The organism is Nitrosopumilus sp. b1 (assembly GCF_014078545.1).
Classification (GTDB): Archaea; Thermoproteota; Nitrososphaeria; order Nitrososphaerales; family Nitrosopumilaceae; genus PXYB01.
This window is the reverse complement of sequence record NZ_MU078712.1, coordinates 25,617-44,319: the sequence shown is the minus strand read 5'-3', so window position 1 is coordinate 44,319 and position 18,703 is coordinate 25,617. Positions and strand designations below refer to the sequence as shown.

Sequence of the window (18,703 nt, the reverse complement as noted above, 5' to 3'; positions counted from 1 at the left end):
TTTGAGTGATCAAACAGACAATTTTAATTTAGTTTTGACTGTTTTATTAGATTCACGAAATATTTGTGCATTGAGCCATCAACGGTTAGCTCTGGATGAAATGCTGTTCCTACGATATTACCTTGTTTTACTGCTATAATTTTTTCGTTGTATTTTGAAAGAATCTCAACGTTGCTTCCAACGTCAGATATTGATGGTGCCCGGATAAACACACCGTTAAAATCAGAAATTCCGATTTCAGGCATGTCAATTTCTGCTTCAAATGATTCTCTTTGTCTCCCAAACGAGTTTCGTTCAACATGTACATCAAGTATGTCTAATAATGGCTGATCAGTTTTGCCAACTACTCTATCCTTTGCATTTTTTGATAGCAGAATTAATCCAGCACATATTCCAAATACAGGCATTCCTGACTCAATTTTTTCTTTGATTTTTTTTAATGAACCATTTACTAAAGAGAGTTGTCCCATCATCGTGCTTTCTCCACCGGGAATTATCAATCCATCTAGATTTTCGATTTCGTCGGGAGTTTTTACAAGAGTAACATTTCCAGTTTCACCTAATTCATCTAATGCCTGTTTAGTAGAATTGATGTTCTCAGCTACATCTCCTTGAATTCCAAATACCCCTATGTTTAATCCACTCATGCTGAACTTCCACGATCCTGCATTCTTAATTCAAGTGTGTTGACGTCAAGACCCAACATTGATTGTCTTTCATCAATCATTTTTTGAGCTTCTTTTACTTTATCTGGTTCTTCCCAAAATGTTGTTGCAAGTACTACTGCTCTTGCACGTTCCTTTGCATCTTCTGCTTTGAAGATTCCAGAACCAACAAAGATTCCATCACATCCTAATGACATTAGATATGCAGCATCAGCAGGAGTTGCAATACCACCTGCTGCAAAATTTACAACAGGCAGTCTACCAGTTTTTGCTGTTTGCTCTACAAGGTCATAAGAAACCTTGAACTCTCTGGCAATTCGGACAAGATCTTGGTTATCACCTGAATCGTAAATTGATTTAATTGCACGTAATTCATCATTGACTTTTTTAATGTGGGTTACAGCTTCTGCAACGTTTCCTGTTCCAGGCTCTCCTTTTGTTCGAATCATTGCAGCTCCTTCTTCGACTCTTCGTAATGCTTCTGCAAGAGAACGGGCACCATTAACAAAAGGCGTAGTAAAATCCCATTTCCAAATATGATGGGTTTCATCTGCGGGCGTCAATACTTCTGATTCATCAATCATGTCAACATCAGTCTCTTGTAATACTCGAGCTTCATAGACATGGCCAATCCTGCATTTTGCCATAACTGGGATTGTAACAGAATCCATAATATCTTGAATAACTCTAATGCTTGCAGTTCTTGCCACACCGCCTGCTTTGCGAACATCAGAAGGAAGTTTATCTAAAACCATAACGGAAACTGCTCCTGCTTCTTCGGCGATTTGAGCTTGCTCTACAGTGGTGACATCCATTACTACACCATTTTTTAGCATATGAGCAAAACCTCGTTTAAGGGTTGAAGTACCGCGAGTGATTGAAGTTGCATCAATGTTTTCAGTTACAATGCCTTTTGCGTTTCTTAGATCACCTGAAAGTGGAATCATGGTAAAAGTCTCATCATATCCTATTTGTACCTATTCACTTTTTTAACACAATATCATACGTAGTAAGAAAAGGAATCTAGCTAATTTTTGATATTACCTGTTCAAGTTCAGTTTCAACTAGGGTGATTATTGGGGGAACAAATTTGTTGGTGGCGTTTTGCTCCGGCCAATAAATTTGCTTTACTGCACCATTTAGGGTCACCTTTACTGAAAATCTATCATAATTATCTGCCTCGTCGCTTACAGGGAATGATTCTGATGGAATTTCCATGAAACCAGTCTCTTTAATGATTGCAGATAATTTTTTGAGTGTTGCTTCATCAAGTTTAAAATGCTTGTCTGGTTGTGGTTCCCCACCTTTAGTAATTGTGTATCGTACATCTCCGTTGTCTTTTATGATGAGGATCTCAGATGTTTGTGGAATTGTTCTTTCTGTAACACCAAATGAAACCTTTTTGATATTGTGTTTGGTAAATTCAATTTCTATAATATCACTAGGAACTGATGCACTGTAAGGAATGTCAGGTTTAGTGATCATTGGAATTGCAATCAATATTGCTACAATTGCTGGAATTGCACCTAAAACTAACAAGATTGGTTTGACCATGATTTTCTAATAATTATGAAATTATTCTATTAGCAATAAATCTTGGTAAAAATAACTTAAAATTCGAGTTAATTTGTGCATTAGCCGTGGGGTCGTAGCCTAGCCTGGTAGGGCGACAGTGTCTACGAATAGATCACCGCTAAGGGCTCCAGAGGTTAAACTAAGCTACTGATGAAAAGATGATGTGAGTTTGGAGCTGTAGTGACCCGTAGGTCGCCGGTTCGATTCCGGTCGGCCCCACGTTATTTTAAATTAAAATTTTTACTCTTTATTTCGCAGTACATTTAGTGCAGAGCCTGCTCTGAACCATTCAATTTGCATTTGGTTATACGAATGAACCAATGAAATTTCATCTTTGGTACCATCATCATGAGTGATTACACATTTGACAGGCTGAGATGGCTTCATTTCTTTAAGATTTATGATGCTGATCTTGTCATTTTCTTTTATTTTATCATAATCTTTTGGATTCTCAAATGTTAATGCCAAAAGTCCCTGTTTTTTCAGATTTGTTTCATGAATTCTGGCAAAACTTTTTGCAATAACTGCTGCACAGTTGAGATAACGCGGTGACATTGCAGCGTGTTCTCTACTGCTTCCCTCTCCATAATTAGAGTCGCCAATTATTAACCACCGAATTTGCTTTTCTTTATACTGACGAGCAATTTGTGGAAATGGCTCCATTTTATCATTAAGTTGATTTTTTCCTTTTCCTACTTCATCGTTAAACGCATTAACTGCACCAAGGAGCATGTTATCACTTAGATTATCAAGGTGACCTCTAAAAGAAAGCCAAGGCCCTGCAGGAGAGATGTGATCTGTTGTGCATTTTCCTTTAGCTTTTACCATTATTGGAAAATCAACAAAGTCATTTCCATCCCATTTTTCAAATGGTTCTAAAACTTGTAGTCTGTTACTATTTTTATTAATTATTACCTCAACACTTTCAGGGTTTTTAGAAGGTGGAACATAGACATTTTCTGCTTTTTTGAATCCATCTTTTGGAACTTCTGGTGCAATTTTTGGTGCTTCGAGTTTGAATTTTTTACCATCAGGAGTCGTAATGTAATCAGTAAGTGGATTAAAGGAAAGTCTACCACCTAATGCAAGTGCAATAATCATTTCTGGACTAGCAATGAAATTCATTGTTTCACGTCTTCCATCGTTTCTTCCAGGAAAATTTCTGTTAAATGAAGTAATGATGGTATTTTGTTCACCTTTTTTTAATTCTGGTCTATTCCATTGTCCTATACATGGACCACATGCATTTGCAAGAACTGTTGCTCCAATTTCTTTTAGAGAGGTCATCTGTCCATCTCTTTCTATTGTTGCTCTAATCTGCTCAGAACCAGGTGTTACTAGTAAAGGAATTTTAGATTTAACACCATTGTTGATTGCTTGTTCTGCTAGGCTGGCAGCACGAGACATGTCCTCATATGATGAATTTGTACAACTACCAATTAGTGCTACAGAAATTTCATCAATGTATTTTTCTTTTTGGACATCATCATTTAGTTTTGATATTGGTCTTGCAAGATCAGGAGTGTGTGGCCCAACTATGTGTGGTTCAAGTGTTGAAAGATTAATCTCGATTACCTTATCAAAATACTTTTTTGGATCTTTTTCTACCTCAGGATCTGCAACCAGTAATTTTTTATTTTTATTTGCAAGTTCAGCTAATTCTTTTCGTTCAGTGTAATTGAGATAAGTTTCCATTCTTTCATCATATGGGAATATTGAACATGTAGCACCAATTTCTGCACCCATGTTAGTAATTGTTGCCTTTCCGGTACAGCTGATCGATTTTGTTCCCGGTCCAAAGTATTCTATTATGGCATTGGTACCACCAGAGACAGTCAGCTCTCCTGCAACACGTAAAATGATATCTTTTGGTGCTGTCCATCCGTTTAGTTCACCAGTCAAATAGACACCTATTCTTTTTGGATAGAGAATCTCCCAGGGCATTCCAGCCATTGTTTCTGCTGCATCAACACCGCCAACACCAACTGCAACCATTCCTAGACCACCAGCATTTGGAGTGTGAGAGTCTGTGCCAATCATCAGACCGCCTGGAAATGCATAGTTCTCTAAAACAACTTGGTGAATTATTCCGGCACCGGGTTTCCAAAATCCTATTCCATGTTTACTTGCAGATGATTCAAGAAATTTGAATACTTCACTATTTTCATCTAGTGAAACGCGCATGTCGGTTTCGCCTTCAACTTGTGCTCTGATAAGATGATCACAATGAATTGTAGTTGGCAAACTAGTTTGCTTAAGACCTGTTGACATAAACTGGAGCATTACCATTTGACCAGTAACATCTTGACATGCAACCCTATCTGGACGTAAGAAAACATAATTTTTACCATCATCGAGATTCTTGTTTTCCACTTCTACTAAATGGCCTGCTAGAATTTTTTCAGCCAAAGTGAGAGGTCTGTTTACAACCTTTCTATATTTTGAAATATTTTCTTCTAATTTTGCATAAACTTTGGAAACCATAGAAGGTGTTGTTTCAATTTCCATGTTTGTACAACAAATAAACCGGAATTTAATACTATCAAAGTGATTTTTCTGTATTATAATGGATTTTTCTTAACAATTATAAGCGAAAACTGCCTTTTACTATTAGGGGGAGAATAAGAGTATCTTATTACAAATGTGATTAAAAATGGTCAACAAAGGTTTCCCAAAATTTGGAATGTCTCAAGCAGGTGCATTTGTAGCTGCTCTGAAAAATTACAATTTGCCAGATTTCATTTTAGAGCTGGTTGCAAAGGAATCAAATTCAGAATTATTAGAGAGAGGTAGAATCGACGATAGATTACAAAGTATGAATGATCAAGCACTAGAGCTTTTACACAAAGTCTTTGTAGACTGTGAAGAGGATGATGCTGGAAAGTATGCCCAATACAGATTTTATGCATATGTATCAAGCATGTATCACAAATGTGAAGTTTTGATTAATGAATTAATTCCTGGAAAATCAGGAAAAAATCACAAGGTTCCTGTAGCAGTAAAAAATAATGGAATGTATATTGCAGTAGCATTTAACAAAGCTACTGGAAATCAAATTGCAAAAAAAGATACAGTCAAATTCTATGATATTGTAGATGACATTAAGAAAGGTGAGCAGGGAACTATGCTCACTGATGCAATTTATGGTTCTTCTGTTGGATTCAAGGGTGAAGCACTAGTTGAGCTTGAAAAACTAAGCAAATCAAGAAGTAATGATCCTGAAAATAAGCTTGATTTTAAAACTGCTAACTTTGAAAACAATATTTATTCTGTAACAAAGTGCTAGTCATTTTCTCATAACCATTTTACGTCATCTGATTCATAGTATTTTGTTTTATCTTTAGAGTGACGCGGTCTTGTATGTAAAACAGTATTACAGCAAGGACATTTTGTTCCCTTCCAATTGATATAAACACTGCAAACACTACAACGTTTTTGGCCAGAATTATATCTCAACAACACATTACCTAGAAGATGCTTTAATGATGTTTGGCACAAGCCCTTACACGAAAACATGAAAAGAGTAACAAAAATTAGATTAAAAGAAAATGGTGAGAACACTATAACCGAAAGCTTGAGACGTCCATTGTAAGAAACATTGGTTTGTCATTGGTCTTTTCAAAATTTTCTCCATATTGTTCAAATGGCAAATTTGCATAAAAGTGTCTAGTCCAGACATCGTGAACATCTTCTTTGAATTTTTTATAACCTGCTTGCCTTAGTAACTCATGAGATAATTCATGAGATACAGTAGTACAGTTTTTTTCTGCCAAAAACATAACATCATCAGTGGTTTTTGGTTTTTGCCAATGTATCATGGCAAAATTTTGAGCAAAGTATCCTTCACAGGTACAGTCAGTCCAAAACGGCCTAAAATGTGAAAGGTAAAAATGAAATGTGTCCTCTCCACGTTGCCGATGATCTCTTAGTAGAGCATTGGTGTCAAGTCTTTCAAGTAGACCTCTATGACCAGTGATCATCTCATCACATTTGACATCATAATCTTTTGAGAATTTTTCTTTAATCCATTTTTTGTAAAAATTTCCCATATGAATAACATATTGAAACTCTTCGTTTCGTTTTCCATAATCTTCTTCCTTTATTACAAAAATGAAATGCAGAAGCATTTTAAGAAAAATAGATGGTTAGGTTTGGCCTTCGATACCCATTAATGTTAGAGTTGATCTAATTTTTTCGATCTTTCTAATTTTCCATGTAATGGTTTCTCTCAGTTTTTCCACGGTATCTGATTCAATTTTTGCTAAAATATCATATGCGCCAAAAGTTCCATGTACTTCACGTACGCCTTCAAGGCCTTTTAGTTGCTGAATGATAGCTTCCTCAGAACCGAGTTCACAGTTTATTAAAACATAAGCTGTTGCCATGTACTGCTTTAGGAAATACGGCTATATCAATAAACCGATTTGGCTATTTTGATAATTTTAGTATGCTACTCCAGATTTCTTTAGGAACTGGCATGACAGATAGCCTAGAAATGCGTAATAATTCCCAGTTTTTGAATTTTTTTTGTTTTTTCATTTCAGATAAGGTTACTGGATTTTTGAGCTGACTCTTGTATTTTACATCTACAACAACATATCTTTCATCTTTTTCATCAGGATTTGGGTAGGGGTTTTTTGTAACTTCCATAATTCCTACGGCTTGTTTTTGGTCACCTGAGTGATAAAACAAAACTTGATCACCCTTTTTCATATTGCGTATATGTTTTAGTGCCAAATTGTTATGCACGCCATCCCAGACAGTTTTTTTTTCTTTCTTTAGAGTTTCAAAATTGTAACTTGAAGGTTCTTGTTTTGCAAGCCAATAGTTTACCATGAAAATCCTATCAATACAGGGTTTAATTATTTTTGTAAGAGAATGTTCCCCGGTTCTGACTCGCGCAAGATCATTGGTGTTTTTAGCCATTAACCTCCTTGGGTTTTTCTAACCGGGGTTGCCCGAATGTAGCACACCTGGGTGAATTAGAAATCATTGAAATCAATACGATCACCTCATCCCAATCCGTCTGCGTGCTTGCTCTTGGGCAAAATACAATACACTTGGTCAAATATTAACCAGGCAGGTTGATTTCAAATCCCACTACCGGAACTCTAATCTTAAAATTTTCAATTATTGCTGAATCAATTTCTCCAATTGTTCCAATTGAGTTTCCATTAAGAATGACTTTGGCTGATCTGCCTTTTTTGAACAAAGACTCTGAGGATGTCTTTGTCTGTGAGTCAAGATTGAATGCGGTCTTTAACATAGATTGCATGATAGATTTTATTTCAGTGAAATTTGATGATTGGTGTGCACTGACACAAGCAATATGTGTTGTTTCATTAATTGGATTTCCAAGTGTAAAGACTGTGCCGATTTCAAATAATTTCTGAGGGTACTGTTCATGAATATTTCGTGAGAGATTTTCAATCAATCCTGGAAGAAGTGAGTCACGTAAAATTGTGTGCTCTTGACTTTTGGAATCAACAACAGAGATACTGCCTTTAGGATCTCTTTGAGTAGAACTGTAAAGAATTCGTTCACTGGTCAAACTAGAGTTTAGTGCTTCTGTAAATCCAAGTCCAACCAAAACAGAGCTTAGAGTTTTGAGTTTTTCTGAAAATTGGTTTTTTTGACCAACAGTTAATGATGGAGATAATACAGGTTCCAAGTTTTGAATTCCATAACCTAGTGCAACTTCTTCAACTAAATCCATTGGGCCAAAGATATCAAATCTGTATCGAGGTATAGTACACTCTATCTTTTTTCCTTTAGCGATTGCATCTAATCTGGATTTTTTCAAGCATGAGCATATCAGTGATGTAGTAAGATTTGTTCCAAGTGTTTTGTTTACTAGGTCAGAATCAAATGTTAGTTTTTTATTTTTTAAGAGTGGTGAAGAGTTTTTGGAGCCAGAAATTTTCACCGACTCTAGCTTAAATCCTGCACTTTGAAGAATGGTTGCAACTACAGAAAGAGAGTCTTCTACATCATCTTTGTTTAGACCAGTAACTTCTACAAGAAGATTCTTTGTTTTAGTAGTAACAGTAGTCATTGAAGCATTGATTATTGGAGGAAATGATACGGTTTTCCCCTTGGAGTCTAAAATAATTGGAAATTTCGTTGAATTTCCAAGTATACCACCATAATCTTTTCCAACATCGGTGTTTTGTAGAATATCAGTGATAGTTTGCTCTTGATTTGAATTAAGTGGAGTAAATTTATGATTTTTATCAGTTGTAGTATACTTTAGTGGGAACGATATTGTATCTAGGTCGTGAATGCCAATAGAGGATTTTTTTCTTCGTCTACCAATTCCAAAATGAAGATCTTCTTGCATTACCATGAGCTGCTTAATAGTAGCATCATCAATTGAACCACCTTTTGCAACTATGCTAGTAACGTATGGTCTAATTTTTGATATTGAAGAATCTACCAGTATTTTTTTAGAGCCAGAAGAAATTTTTAGCTGGTATAGACCTTTTTTAGTGCCGAGTAATCCTTGCATTCCCAATGCAATTCCAAAATCAGTGGAATAGTCAGGTCGGTTAGGACTGTATTCAATTCTAATTTCATCTTTTGATTCAGATTCAATATCTAAGCCAAGATATGGAAGACTTTCAAGAATTTGCTTTCTTGAAACTTTACCGATAAGTTTCTCAAGTCTAGAATAACTTAATTCAACTACTGGCATTTTGGTGTGCTCCTCAACCAGCTAAGATTATTATTGTAAAATTCTCTAACATCATCTAGATCATATTTCAGCATGGCAATTCTTTCAATACCACCACCCCATGCTAACACAGGTTTGGTAATTCCCAATGGTTTTGTGACTTCTGGTCTAAATATTCCCATACCAAAGAGCTCAACCCATTTTCCTAATCGATCATTGTAAACCATTGTCTGGAGTGATGGCTCAGTGTATGGGAAAAACGTAGGCCAGAATTTTATTTTGGTCAATCCTAAACGCTTGTAGAATTCTTTTTGAATTCCCATAAGATCACGAAGAGTTGCATTTTTACCAACGACAATGCCTTCAATTTGATTGAATTCAACAAGATGCTTGTAGCTAACTTTTTCATTCCTAAAGACTCTGCCTAATGAAAAAACCCTAGCCTCATCAGGCTTTTGTTCTGCAAGATATTTTATTGTCACACATGTAGTATGAGTTCGCAAAACCATTTTTTGTGCTTCAGAAATATCCCATTGGTATCGCCAGTTTTTTTTGTGTGAAGAAGAGACATTCTTAATCTGAGTTGGAGTGGCTGGCTTTTTATCACGTATATTTTTCAAGTAAAAGGTATCCTGCATCTCTCGTGCAGGATGATCCTGGGGAGTGAATAGTGCATCAAAATTCCAAAAACTTGACTGAGATAAATTGCCAAAAATTTCTGAGAAACCCAATGTCACAAAAGTTTCACGAATCTCATCAATGGTATCTTTAAGAGGATGGGTTCTTGCAGCAAAAACTTTTGGAGTCTCTGCTTCTACATCTATTGCACCGCTTGTATTATCCAATTCAATATTGCGAGCATTTTCAGAAAGCGAAATTATCTTTGATGTTGTAATTTCTTCAGTAATAAAATCCGGTCTTTTAACAAGTGAATTATAATCAGACTTGTTACTAATTTCGTCAAGTGATATTTTACTTTCACCAATTTGGTTGATGATTTTTTCACCTGGTAATTCTAAGGGAGGATTGTTAAGTAAAATTTTATCACCATCTGATTTTATCCAGTTGTTTTTTCTTGCTATTCCCATTGCAGGGCCAAAAACAGATTTCATCTCTTTTTGTAAATCTTGAAGTTGTTTTGGTCCGTCTTTTAGTAAATCAAGTAATTGTCTTTCAGGCAAGCCATTTGTTTTTGATTCAAGACCATTTTTACCTAATTTGATTAATGTCCTTTTAGTTTCTGAAACATCAAGAAGATTCTTTAGCTTAAGCCATTCTATTCCACGTCTTATTTGATCAGTGGAGAGTGCAGTTTCTTCTTCAAGTTTTTCAGGAGAAATTTTTGGCTTTTCTTTTAAAATTCTGATAATTTTTTTTTCTATATCATGAAAAACCTGAGACACAGCACAAAGTTCTAAAAAGACTTTTTAAACCTTAACCTAAGTCAAACATGAATGTCAGTCGATGACTTTGTAGTTACCCCATGGCATGTTGAAGGAGACATTGACTATGACAAGCTCATAAAGCAGTTTGGTACCGAAAAAATTTCTAGTGAACTTTTGAAAAAAATTACCAAGATTACAGGTGAGGATCACTTTATGTTGAGACGTGGAGTGTTTTTTTCCCACAGGGATTTAGGAAATTTACTCAATGAGCATGAAAAAGGGAAAAAATTTTTCCTATATACTGGAAGGGGACCATCAGGCCATACTCACATTGGTCATCTTGTACCATGGGTTTTTGCAAAGTGGTTACAGGACAAATTTGATGTAAACATGTATTTTCAACTCACTGATGATGAAAAATTCTTCTCAAAGCAAAATCTTACTTTAGAGGAGACAAACAAGTATGCATTTGAAAATGCCCTTGATTTTATTGCACTTGGGTTTGATCCAAAAAAAACAAAGATCATAATTAATACACAAAACATCAGTACACTTTATCCAATAGCTGCTCAAGTAGCAAAAAAGATTAACTTTTCAAATACAAAAGCAGTTTTTGGTTTCACAAATGAAACTAACATTGGAATGATTTTCTATACATCGCTTCAATCTGCTCCATGCTTCATTGAAAATCTTCCTGTACTAATTCCTCTAGGCGTTGATCAAGATCCTCACTTTAGATTAACACGAGATATTGCACCAAAGATTGGAAAGCCAAAACCTTCGCTCATTCACAACATAATGATTCCAGCTCTTGAAGGTCCTGGAGGAAAAATGTCGGCATCTGCAGATAATGGCACAATCTATACAACTGATTCTCCAAATGTTGTTAAAAAGAAGATTAACAAGTATGCATTTTCTGGTGGTCAACCCGATGTAGAACAACATAGAAAACTAGGAGGCAATCCAGATATTGATGTATCATATCAATATCTGAGAATCTTTTTTGAACCAGACGATATGAAGCTCAAAAAAATTTATGATGATTACAAATCAGGAAAACTGTTAACTGGAGAATTAAAAGCAATTCTAATTGAAAAGATAAATGCATTTTTGAAAGTTCACCAAGAAAAACGTGAAAAAGCAAGAGAGTTAGTACCCAAGTTTTTACTAGAAAATAAATGAAGACAATAATTAACTGTCAAGACAAGTATGAAGCACAGAAATTATCTAGTCTTATCTACATTAAAGACGGAAACGAGACATTTATCACCGAAATACTAAACATTGTAGAAAATGAGCTAGTCATATCTCTAAAAGATAAATCAGCACACAGTGTTATCCTAGAAAATACTAAACAAGTTGAAACGTTTGCAGATTTTATTCAATCAGTTATAGAAAAACAGCATAAAATTATCAGTACTGTGACTATCAATGAAAAAGTTGAGATAGTAAAGGGTTAGACTAGTGATTTATCCATCTCATCAGCAAGTATTTCCTGAACTTTCAAAAAATACAGCTGAGTCGAATATGGCATTTCATCGATATTATTTTCAACTGCAATCATAAAGTATCTTACTGCACGCTTTGAAATATCCAGATTAAATTTTAATGGTAAGATTGGATCCTGTTTTACTTTTATTTTATCTTGTAACCAAGGCGGGGCCATCTCAATACTTTCGGCAATAATTTTTTCATACCAATAAGCAAGATTCTCAGGATGGAGTCCTTTTTGTAAATTAGAGACATCATTATCCAGTTTTTTCATCATGTGATTAATTACAGTCACAGTAATGCCTCAGAATTTTTTGTTTTATCTCGATGACTCAATGTAAAGCAAGTAAATTGTCAACTCATGACAAGTTTCCCTCTGAATCAATTTCAGAGCTTCGTATTCTAGTTGTGGAGATTCTTTTTCCGTCATCTGCAAGAATCATTGGGACAACTATTGTCTCTATTGGAGGCATATTTTTTTCCTGCCTCAACTTGTTTAGATTATTTCCTTGATAGCTGGTCTCTTGACTAGTTACTAGTGCTTCAACATCTTTTTCAAGCACTGCCGGGCCAAAATCATTGTCAAGTTTACTAATTTGATACTTGGGATTAGGGAATGTTTTTTCTATTATGGATTTTAGATTTATTTTTCTTGTTTCAAAATCATTAAGAGTTTTCTTTCCTTTTTTGATTGCAAACTCATCACTTGTCAGACCTATGATAACACTAGATGATACATAGAATGCTTTTTCTAGTAACGCCAAATGACCCTTGTGAATAATATCAAAAGTTCCCCCGGTTGCAACAAGAGTGAATTTTTTCATAATGACAGTTACATTTGAAATTAAATCTAGTTTACTAATACTAGGTGTATTGGACCTTTATCGCCAAGTGCAATACCGCTTGGATCCCAAATGTAAGTTTCAACATAGTATAATCCACTTTTTTCTGGAATCCACTCAACGGATGGCATCTGGGAATCCGGTCCTTCAAATTTTCCCTCGAATGTACCAATAAATTCAACATAAGGTGGTTTTCCAGATTGAATTACTTGTGCATAGTAAACATATTCCTGATCATATGATTCATTTTCAGAAGCAATCTGTATCCACATGTTACTTTGAATGTTAACAGGGGTGTCTTTTGTCAGACTGCTCAATAAATTACCATCTTTATCACTAATTGAAATATCATTTATGGAAATGCTTTTGCTTAAAATTTCTGGAGGTGTTACTTGAGCATTCAAAACATTTGATGAAAAGCTCTTAGATTCAGATAAAATCTTAAATCCGCTTGCTTGATTGATACGTTTTTCAGTGAATGTAAATTCCTTTGTATCTTTTGATTCAATAGTTCCCAAATCAATTGATGAGATTTTCAGTAATCGTGGAGGAGTAAATGCATCAAAAAATATTAGGTGGGCGGTTGTATTCTCCGACTTTACACCACCATTGTTTGTAATTGTTCCAGAGAAGATTATCGATTCTCCCATTACGGTATCAGTTGTTTTGAGATTAAGGGAGCTTGGTTTTACTCCAGCAGAATTGAAGCCTAACAGATTAACTGAGATGTTAGTTATTGCGCTATTTTTTGTTGGGGATTTTATCACATATGGTGATTTTCCATTTGGCGGAATTACTTCTAAAAGAGAAGTGCCAACGGTTGATTCTAAGGGTTGAAGGTTCACATCATCATAAAATCCAGCCCAAATTTTTACTCCAGTAACTGGGAAGTTTTTTGTATTCTGGATCTCACCAATGATTATCGTATAGCCATCATCATCAGTGTAGTGGTAGGGGGTAAAACTAGTCAGAACTATACCAAGTGTAGGCTGTTTGTCTTGGAGTTGGGAATAGATTGTACCAATGGGAAAAAGACCAACAATCAAAATCAAGATTACAAGAAATTTCAATAGATGTTCTTATGAGGAGTGATTAATTTTATGTGAAATAGCATAATCTAAACAAGGTAGTTAGAAGGTTTTACCTTATTTCATCTAGGAATGATAAATAAGAAAAAGATGTTAATGATAAATTGTTATTTTATCTTCGTTTCTTCATTGCGGTAATTGCAAACCAGTAAACTAATCCTGGTGCTAGACCAACAATAAGTGGAATCCATACTGGCCATCCATCGACTGCGCTTGCCATGTTAATTTCACCCTAACTTATCCTATTTAAATCCATCCTGTGGTCTGAAATCCTTCAATGATCGCATATCTTTAGAAAATGTGTAAGTGGACTGAAGGGGATTTGAACCCCTGACCCCCCGCGTGCAAGGCGGGTATACTACCAGTCTATACTATCAGCCCACGGGAATCATGAAATCCGTGTTGATTTTAATTGTTGTCTTATTGGCCGGTAAAGATTTTATTTGCTCAAAATGGGTTTTTTTGTATGGTACTTTTAGAGTCACAAATTAAATTAAAAACTGGAGATAAGATTCCAGATTTCTCTCTAAAAGGAATCGACGATAAAATTCATTCAGTAAGTGACTACAAAGACTATGATGGCAAGTTGATTATTTTCATGTGTAATCATTGCCCATATGTTAAAGCAAAAGTTGAGGCAATAAAGGAGATTCATGAAAAGTTTAGTGACAAGGTGGCAGTAGTTGGAATCAACAGTAATGACCCCATAGCCTTTCCAGATGATAATTTTGAAAACATGAAAAAGACTGCTTCAGAAAAAGGTATCAAATTTGACTATTTGGTAGATGACACACAGGAGGTAGCAAAAAGATTTGGGGCAATGTGCACACCAGACCCATTCCTATTTGACAAAAACGGCAATCTTGTTTTCCATGGAAGAATTGACAACGCAATGAAGCCAGAAGATATAGCTACTGAAAAGACCATGATTGATAACATTACCAAATTACTAAATCAAGAAAAAATCCAAAAGGACTTTGATCCTTCAATTGGTTGTTCAATAAAGTGGAAGGAAAATTAAACTTAAATGAGTCTAGCCTAGAGAACTGTTCGTGGGCTCGTAGCTCAGCTTGGCTGGAGCGTTCGACTGATAAGATTTCTCAGAGATCGAAAGGTCATGTGTTCGAATCACATCGGGCCCATATTCTAATTCTTACTTTCAAAAACTGTTTGGGACCATTGTAATGCTGTATCTATATCCTCGGTAATGAGGTCAGCCTTGATTCGAGTTTTTTTGCCAACCTTCCCACATAAAATTAATTTAAGATTTTTTCCAATCTTTGTTTTTAGTGATAAAACAGATTCTGAAAAAAAGTTTAGGCCTTCTTCGGATTCTGAAAAGACAGCAATTATCATTATACCGTTTTTTTGCTTCCAAATTCGACCCAGAAATTTTTGAAGATCTAAATCAAAGATTACATCAATTGATGAAGACATATCACCCAAGTAAGAGACAGTCCATTTTTCATATCGATAAGATGCAGATGCTGCCTCTGCAAATAATGAGCTGTTTGCATCTGCAGATAGTATGAGGACGTTCTTTTTTGGATCGTTGTCAATCGTGGAGGGTCTTAGAGATTGAATACAACTAGACATGATGTTGTAAAGATATTTCCTTTCAGAATTTCCAATTTTTCCATCATCGTATTGTTTTTGAACAGATTTGATAGAAGGGTAGATCACCTCTGAAATCATCTTTGTAGTAATGGCACCAGAATGAATACAATTTTGAACTAAGCTATTAATTTGATTTTGTGTTCCGGTGTTAAGAAGATCGGAAAACTTTTTTTGAATTTTATAATAGTCATCTGGGAAACTGTATTTTTCAATTCCCTCCTCGGTTAACCACAGTGTAATATTTCCAATGTTTTTTTGTGTGATACTTCCCTCTGCTGCAAAAATGTTAAGGTATTTTGTAATAGTTAATCTGTTGATTCCTAGTTGTTCGGATACTTCGGTTCCAGAAAGACCAGTCTTTGATTCAGATAGCAGATCAATTATTTTTTCACGTATCTCATTGACTTGATATCCTCTTGCCATACTGGTCTAACCTTGCAGTATGGTATAAAGTCTAATTTTTTTTAGATACCAGGTTCACAAAAGATACAAAACAAGTCTTAAATAGTTGTACCATAAAGTACGGTAAGAGGAAAGTAAATTGCCGAAAGCAGGATTCAAATCAATCACAGTTTCAGAAGCAGTTTACGATAAGTTCTTCAATGTTTATGAAAAGAACAAAGAAGACCTAACCATGAAAGGTGTTAACAGCTTTTCAGGGTATGTTACTTACATGTTAGAGGAGATGATGCAAAAGGATAAGACCTTTGCAAGATATGCTCCAAAATTAGAAAAGATTTCTGTTGATGGAGATAGAGTGGTTCTTAAAGACAATATCAAAAACAGGATTGCCGAAGTTACAATTCAAAGAGGAGAATTATTCTGTCAGCTTTGTGATGAAAAAGATTGTGTCCATATTGGATTCGTATTTTCATTACCTGACGTTTACGAAGTTTTGAACTCTAGAGGAATTAAACATCCAAGATAAGAGCAGTGGAGGAGGTGGGATTTGAACCCACGAACTCCTGAGAGACAGGATCACCCATTTTATGATCTTAAGTCCTGCATGTCCAAAAGCACAAGTGCTTACTTTGGCCAGGCTTGATTACTCCTCCGTTGTTGCTAATTTTTGTGTGAAATTTAACAGTTTAGAGAGAAACCCGTCATAACCAAGAATTATAAGGATTTTCTACAGGGCAAAAACGGTGCTTCGATAGCTCAGCCTGGTAGAGCGTTACCTTGGTAAGGTAAAGGTCGCGGGTTCGGATCCCGCTCGAAGCTCTAATAATTTTTGATTAATAGTTCTAAATGTCCTGTTCTCTTTTTTGAGTTTGAATTAATTGCACGGTTAGCAGCTATTTCAATTGTCTTCCAAGGTTTTTTTGAAAACATCTTTTGAACTTCTGGTGAGTGGGAGTTTGATAAAAGAACGTGACAGCCTTTTGCGTCCAATTCTAAGCATATCTCAAATAGGCGCTTTAGGTCTTTAATGTTGAAGTCCTTGTTTGTATAGCTTGTAAAATTTGCAGTTTTGCTTACTGGCTGATAAGGCGGATCAAAATATACAAAGTCGTTTTCTTGTGCCAATTTAGAAACAGAGGTAAAGTCTCGGCAACTAATAGAAATTTTCTTTGACTGTAAGGTGTGGCTTACTGAGTTAAGATTATCCTCATTTACGATGTTTGGGTTTGTGTATCGTCCTAGTGGAACGTTGAATTTGCCTTTACTGTTAACGCGATAAAGCCCGTTAAAGCACGTTCGATTAAGAAATATCAGCCTGGCTGTTTTTTCGACTTGGCTCTTTGGCTCGCTATCTCTAACAGAATAGTAATAGGAACTAGAATCCTCATAGTATTTTTTTTCATGTTTTTTTAGACATGAAATCAGTTCGCTGACTTTATCCCGAATTGTCACATAAGATAGAACCAAATCAGAATTTAGATCAGAGACAACACATGCTTGTTTTTGATTCTTCTCAAGCATATGAAATAGCATTGCACCGCCTCCCAAAAATGGCTCAAAATATGTGCCAAATGTATTAGGTATGTGTTTGTCAAGTTCAGATAAGAGTTGTCTTTTTCCACCAGCCCATTTTACAAATGGTTTTGGAGAATCATGAATCTGATCATATTGCTGTGCCAATATGTTATGATTCAATCAATTTAGAAGGTATGAAGAGACAACAAATGATCACTATCTGTGCAATATTTTTTAATCAAATTTGCTGGAGCTGAGAAATCTCTTAGTGAGTATAATAAAATGAAAAGGAAAAGGAAAAGATTGGGTTTAGTCCCACTTGGACCAAGCGGCCATCCATCTATAAGTCCACGTTGTTAATTTACATCCCAACGCAGCCATAGTTACAGACAACACTGCACCAGCACCTGCTCCCAGTGCTACTGGGCTGTTATAGAATTTACCTACTTGGGGTTCTATAGGTGTCATATATGGTGGTAATGTTGGTCTTGGATATTTGAAGGCCGTTTCTAGTGGGTCAGCTACCGTAATCAAGTTGACCATGTTAAACAATGGTAGAGACATTCCTACCAGTACACCGCCGAACAGTATCAGTGAGTGTTTGTTTCTCTTTGTTGCCCAATAAGCCAAGTCCATCAACATTGCTGATGGTAGCCAAACTGGTGTAACAATGAAGTCGTATGGATATCCGAGTGCAAACCATGCACCTTTTGCAATCCACGTGTATACTGTCATAATCAACGCATAATACGTTGCTGTTCCGGGAACGCCTGTAAATGTTAGGTAATATGCTGCACCTACTACAAGCATTAACGTTTGAGATATTGAGAATACTACAAACGATGTCCAGGCCCAGTCAGTGTAGAAGATATAGTCTCCTGCATTAATTGTTAACAAAGTCGAGTTAACCGCAACTACTACTATGAATAAGTAGTGGGTACATCGTCTTAGCCAGACCATTATCAGGTAGAAGATAGGGTTGGTATATAAAATTTTAGACTGGTATGATGATCGTCTTTATGTAGAAAATGAAAAAGAGAAAAAAGTCCAATGGACTGTATCTCACTATACACCGACGTATAGAGAAATAAACACAGTTCCTACTGCAGTACCAGCAAGTGTAGCGGCGATGATTCCGTTGCTATTCTTTCTAGAACCTTCTTCCATGACTTTAACACAGAAGAGATAACCAATCGCCTCGATGATTGTGAGTACGATGAAAGCATAGTGTCCGCTTGGTGTTGGATATGCCCATGGATAATAGAAGTATCCAGCTGCTGTTCCACCAAATGTTGCTAGCCATGCTGCAATGTATGATATTGTTATCAGGCCGGTCATGTTTTCAACTCGTCTGCCAATCATCTTTTCGACGTCAGCAGAACCAGTGCCACCTGAGCCACCTGAACCAAATCCTTTCGGAAGAGTCATTTGCGTTTATACTATGCAGAAT

General features: G+C 35.8%; 21 protein-coding genes and 5 tRNA genes. 8 read left to right on the top strand and 18 right to left on the bottom strand.

The window, feature by feature from the left end; translation table 11 throughout:
* Positions 1 to 23: 23 nt before the first annotated feature.
* From pdxT to C6988_RS01245, 3 genes are all read right to left on the bottom strand, one after another.
* Positions 24 to 647 (bottom strand): pyridoxal 5'-phosphate synthase glutaminase subunit PdxT, encoded by a 624-nt coding sequence (gene pdxT / locus C6988_RS01255; protein WP_182132787.1) that lies wholly within the window; start codon positions 645 to 647, stop codon positions 24 to 26.
* Positions 644 to 1,612, bottom strand: coding sequence for a pyridoxal 5'-phosphate synthase lyase subunit PdxS (gene pdxS, locus C6988_RS01250; RefSeq protein WP_182132785.1), 969 nt, complete (start codon positions 1,610 to 1,612; stop codon positions 644 to 646). The genes pdxT and pdxS overlap by 4 nt, the downstream gene beginning before the upstream one ends.
* 76 nt (positions 1,613 to 1,688) lie before the next feature.
* Positions 1,689 to 2,219: a hypothetical protein gene (locus C6988_RS01245; protein ID WP_182132783.1), complete on the bottom strand. Its 531-nt coding sequence runs from the start codon at positions 2,217 to 2,219 to the stop codon at positions 1,689 to 1,691.
* 88 nt (positions 2,220 to 2,307) lie between these two features.
* Between C6988_RS01245 and C6988_RS01240 the strand changes: the two genes are divergently transcribed.
* Positions 2,308 to 2,459: transfer RNA gene (locus tag C6988_RS01240), tRNA-Trp, on the top strand.
* Positions 2,460 to 2,480: 21 nt separating this feature from the next.
* On the opposite strand, the gene C6988_RS01235 is transcribed toward C6988_RS01240, so the two are convergent.
* Positions 2,481 to 4,748, bottom strand: coding sequence for an aconitate hydratase (locus C6988_RS01235; protein WP_182132781.1), 2,268 nt, complete (start codon positions 4,746 to 4,748; stop codon positions 2,481 to 2,483).
* A 145-nt stretch (positions 4,749 to 4,893) separates the two neighbouring features.
* Here C6988_RS01235 and C6988_RS01230 point away from each other — a divergent pair, with 145 nt between their 5' ends.
* Entirely contained in the window at positions 4,894 to 5,526 is a 633-nt protein-coding gene (locus C6988_RS01230; protein WP_182132779.1) for a hypothetical protein, read from the top strand.
* A gap of 274 nt (positions 5,527 to 5,800) precedes the next feature.
* Here C6988_RS01230 and C6988_RS01225 read toward each other — a convergent pair whose 3' ends face one another.
* The 5 genes from C6988_RS01225 to C6988_RS01205 form a co-directional block, all read right to left on the bottom strand.
* The gene (locus C6988_RS01225; protein ID WP_182132777.1) at positions 5,801 to 6,367 is read right to left on the bottom strand and encodes a hypothetical protein; all 567 of its coding nucleotides are present in this window, start codon (positions 6,365 to 6,367) and stop codon (positions 5,801 to 5,803) included.
* Positions 6,368 to 6,385: 18 nt separating this feature from the next.
* Positions 6,386 to 6,625 carry an Lrp/AsnC family transcriptional regulator gene (locus C6988_RS01220; RefSeq protein WP_182132775.1) on the bottom strand — a complete coding sequence of 80 codons (240 nt, stop codon included), beginning with the start codon at positions 6,623 to 6,625 and terminating at the stop codon, positions 6,386 to 6,388.
* Between the two features lie 43 nt (positions 6,626 to 6,668).
* Complete coding sequence (locus C6988_RS01215; RefSeq protein WP_182133265.1) at positions 6,669 to 7,076, bottom strand: EVE domain-containing protein; 408 nt, start codon at positions 7,074 to 7,076, stop codon at positions 6,669 to 6,671.
* 235 nt (positions 7,077 to 7,311) lie between these two features.
* Positions 7,312 to 8,934: a phenylalanine--tRNA ligase subunit beta gene (gene pheT, locus C6988_RS01210; protein ID WP_182132773.1), complete on the bottom strand. Its 1,623-nt coding sequence runs from the start codon at positions 8,932 to 8,934 to the stop codon at positions 7,312 to 7,314.
* Positions 8,925 to 10,316 (bottom strand): phenylalanine--tRNA ligase subunit alpha, encoded by a 1,392-nt coding sequence (locus C6988_RS01205; protein ID WP_182132771.1) that lies wholly within the window; start codon positions 10,314 to 10,316, stop codon positions 8,925 to 8,927. The genes pheT and C6988_RS01205 overlap by 10 nt, the downstream gene beginning before the upstream one ends.
* A gap of 51 nt (positions 10,317 to 10,367) precedes the next feature.
* Here C6988_RS01205 and C6988_RS01200 point away from each other — a divergent pair, with 51 nt between their 5' ends.
* Both C6988_RS01200 and C6988_RS01195 read left to right on the top strand, forming a co-directional pair.
* Positions 10,368 to 11,480, top strand: a complete 1,113-nt coding sequence (locus C6988_RS01200; RefSeq protein WP_182132769.1) for a tryptophan--tRNA ligase — start codon at positions 10,368 to 10,370, stop codon at positions 11,478 to 11,480.
* Positions 11,477 to 11,758, top strand: coding sequence for a hypothetical protein (locus C6988_RS01195; RefSeq protein ID WP_182132767.1), 282 nt, complete (start codon positions 11,477 to 11,479; stop codon positions 11,756 to 11,758). The genes C6988_RS01200 and C6988_RS01195 overlap by 4 nt, the downstream gene beginning before the upstream one ends.
* Here C6988_RS01195 and C6988_RS01190 read toward each other — a convergent pair.
* The 4 genes from C6988_RS01190 to C6988_RS01175 all read right to left on the bottom strand — a co-directional run bounded on the left by C6988_RS01190 (position 11,755) and on the right by C6988_RS01175 (position 14,100).
* Positions 11,755 to 12,084 (bottom strand): hypothetical protein, encoded by a 330-nt coding sequence (locus tag C6988_RS01190; protein WP_182132765.1) that lies wholly within the window; start codon positions 12,082 to 12,084, stop codon positions 11,755 to 11,757. The two genes, C6988_RS01195 and C6988_RS01190, sit on opposite strands and share 4 nt — an antisense overlap.
* Positions 12,085 to 12,148: 64 nt before the next feature.
* Positions 12,149 to 12,613, bottom strand: coding sequence for a phosphopantetheine adenylyltransferase (locus C6988_RS01185; RefSeq protein WP_182132763.1), 465 nt, complete (start codon positions 12,611 to 12,613; stop codon positions 12,149 to 12,151).
* A 26-nt stretch (positions 12,614 to 12,639) separates the two neighbouring features.
* A complete protein-coding gene (locus tag C6988_RS01180; protein WP_182132761.1) occupies positions 12,640 to 13,701 on the bottom strand; it encodes a hypothetical protein in 1,062 nt (353 codons plus the stop codon).
* 325 nt (positions 13,702 to 14,026) lie between these two features.
* Positions 14,027 to 14,100 (bottom strand) — tRNA-Ala (locus C6988_RS01175).
* Positions 14,101 to 14,185: 85 nt separating this feature from the next.
* On the opposite strand from C6988_RS01175, the gene C6988_RS01170 reads away from it, so the two are divergent.
* Positions 14,186 to 14,740, top strand: coding sequence for a thioredoxin family protein (locus C6988_RS01170; protein WP_182132759.1), 555 nt, complete (start codon positions 14,186 to 14,188; stop codon positions 14,738 to 14,740).
* A gap of 33 nt (positions 14,741 to 14,773) precedes the next feature.
* Positions 14,774 to 14,861 (top strand) — tRNA-Ile (locus C6988_RS01165).
* A gap of 4 nt (positions 14,862 to 14,865) precedes the next feature.
* On the opposite strand, the gene C6988_RS01160 is transcribed toward C6988_RS01165, so the two are convergent.
* Complete coding sequence (locus C6988_RS01160; RefSeq protein ID WP_182132757.1) at positions 14,866 to 15,759, bottom strand: winged helix-turn-helix domain-containing protein; 894 nt, start codon at positions 15,757 to 15,759, stop codon at positions 14,866 to 14,868.
* A 118-nt stretch (positions 15,760 to 15,877) separates the two neighbouring features.
* On the opposite strand from C6988_RS01160, the gene C6988_RS01155 reads away from it, so the two are divergent.
* Entirely contained in the window at positions 15,878 to 16,264 is a 387-nt protein-coding gene (locus C6988_RS01155) for a hypothetical protein (RefSeq protein WP_182132755.1), read from the top strand.
* 6 nt (positions 16,265 to 16,270) lie between these two features.
* Here the strand turns inward: C6988_RS01155 and C6988_RS01150 are convergent.
* A tRNA-Leu gene (locus C6988_RS01150) sits at positions 16,271 to 16,391 on the bottom strand.
* A gap of 92 nt (positions 16,392 to 16,483) precedes the next feature.
* Between C6988_RS01150 and C6988_RS01145 the strand changes: the two genes are divergently transcribed.
* A tRNA-Thr gene (locus tag C6988_RS01145) sits at positions 16,484 to 16,557 on the top strand.
* Here the strand turns inward: C6988_RS01145 and C6988_RS01140 are convergent.
* The 3 genes from C6988_RS01140 to C6988_RS01130 all read right to left on the bottom strand — a co-directional run bounded on the left by C6988_RS01140 (position 16,558) and on the right by C6988_RS01130 (position 18,681).
* The gene (locus C6988_RS01140) at positions 16,558 to 17,418 is read right to left on the bottom strand and encodes a DNA adenine methylase (protein WP_182132753.1); all 861 of its coding nucleotides are present in this window, start codon (positions 17,416 to 17,418) and stop codon (positions 16,558 to 16,560) included.
* Between the two features lie 144 nt (positions 17,419 to 17,562).
* Positions 17,563 to 18,213 (bottom strand): ammonia monooxygenase family protein, encoded by a 651-nt coding sequence (locus C6988_RS01135; protein ID WP_182132751.1) that lies wholly within the window; start codon positions 18,211 to 18,213, stop codon positions 17,563 to 17,565.
* A gap of 105 nt (positions 18,214 to 18,318) precedes the next feature.
* Entirely contained in the window at positions 18,319 to 18,681 is a 363-nt protein-coding gene (locus C6988_RS01130; protein WP_182132749.1) for a hypothetical protein, read from the bottom strand.
* Positions 18,682 to 18,703: the final 22 nt, after the last annotated feature.

Bases quoted from the DNA above. Each gene is read 5' to 3' on its own strand.
- C6988_RS01200 (WP_182132769.1), top strand. From the start codon at position 10,368: ATGTCAGTCGATGACTTTGTAGTTACCCCATGGCATGTTGAAGGAGAC.
- pdxS (WP_182132785.1), bottom strand. From the start codon at position 1,612: ATGATTCCACTTTCAGGTGATCTAAGAAACGCAAAAGGCATTGTAACT.
- C6988_RS01185 (WP_182132763.1), bottom strand. From the start codon at position 12,613: ATGAAAAAATTCACTCTTGTTGCAACCGGGGGAACTTTTGATATTATT.
- C6988_RS01235 (WP_182132781.1), bottom strand. From the start codon at position 4,748: ATGGAAATTGAAACAACACCTTCTATGGTTTCCAAAGTTTATGCAAAA.
- C6988_RS01170 (WP_182132759.1), top strand. From the start codon at position 14,186: ATGGTACTTTTAGAGTCACAAATTAAATTAAAAACTGGAGATAAGATT.
- C6988_RS01160 (WP_182132757.1), bottom strand. From the start codon at position 15,759: ATGGCAAGAGGATATCAAGTCAATGAGATACGTGAAAAAATAATTGAT.
- C6988_RS01225 (WP_182132777.1), bottom strand. From the start codon at position 6,367: ATGCTTCTGCATTTCATTTTTGTAATAAAGGAAGAAGATTATGGAAAA.
- C6988_RS01215 (WP_182133265.1), bottom strand. From the start codon at position 7,076: ATGGTAAACTATTGGCTTGCAAAACAAGAACCTTCAAGTTACAATTTT.
- C6988_RS01220 (WP_182132775.1), bottom strand. From the start codon at position 6,625: ATGGCAACAGCTTATGTTTTAATAAACTGTGAACTCGGTTCTGAGGAA.
- C6988_RS01230 (WP_182132779.1), top strand. From the start codon at position 4,894: ATGGTCAACAAAGGTTTCCCAAAATTTGGAATGTCTCAAGCAGGTGCA.
- C6988_RS01195 (WP_182132767.1), top strand. From the start codon at position 11,477: ATGAAGACAATAATTAACTGTCAAGACAAGTATGAAGCACAGAAATTA.
- C6988_RS01135 (WP_182132751.1), bottom strand. From the start codon at position 18,213: ATGGTCTGGCTAAGACGATGTACCCACTACTTATTCATAGTAGTAGTT.
- pdxT (WP_182132787.1), bottom strand. From the start codon at position 647: ATGAGTGGATTAAACATAGGGGTATTTGGAATTCAAGGAGATGTAGCT.
- C6988_RS01245 (WP_182132783.1), bottom strand. From the start codon at position 2,219: ATGGTCAAACCAATCTTGTTAGTTTTAGGTGCAATTCCAGCAATTGTA.
- C6988_RS01130 (WP_182132749.1), bottom strand. From the start codon at position 18,681: ATGACTCTTCCGAAAGGATTTGGTTCAGGTGGCTCAGGTGGCACTGGT.
- pheT (WP_182132773.1), bottom strand. From the start codon at position 8,934: ATGCCAGTAGTTGAATTAAGTTATTCTAGACTTGAGAAACTTATCGGT.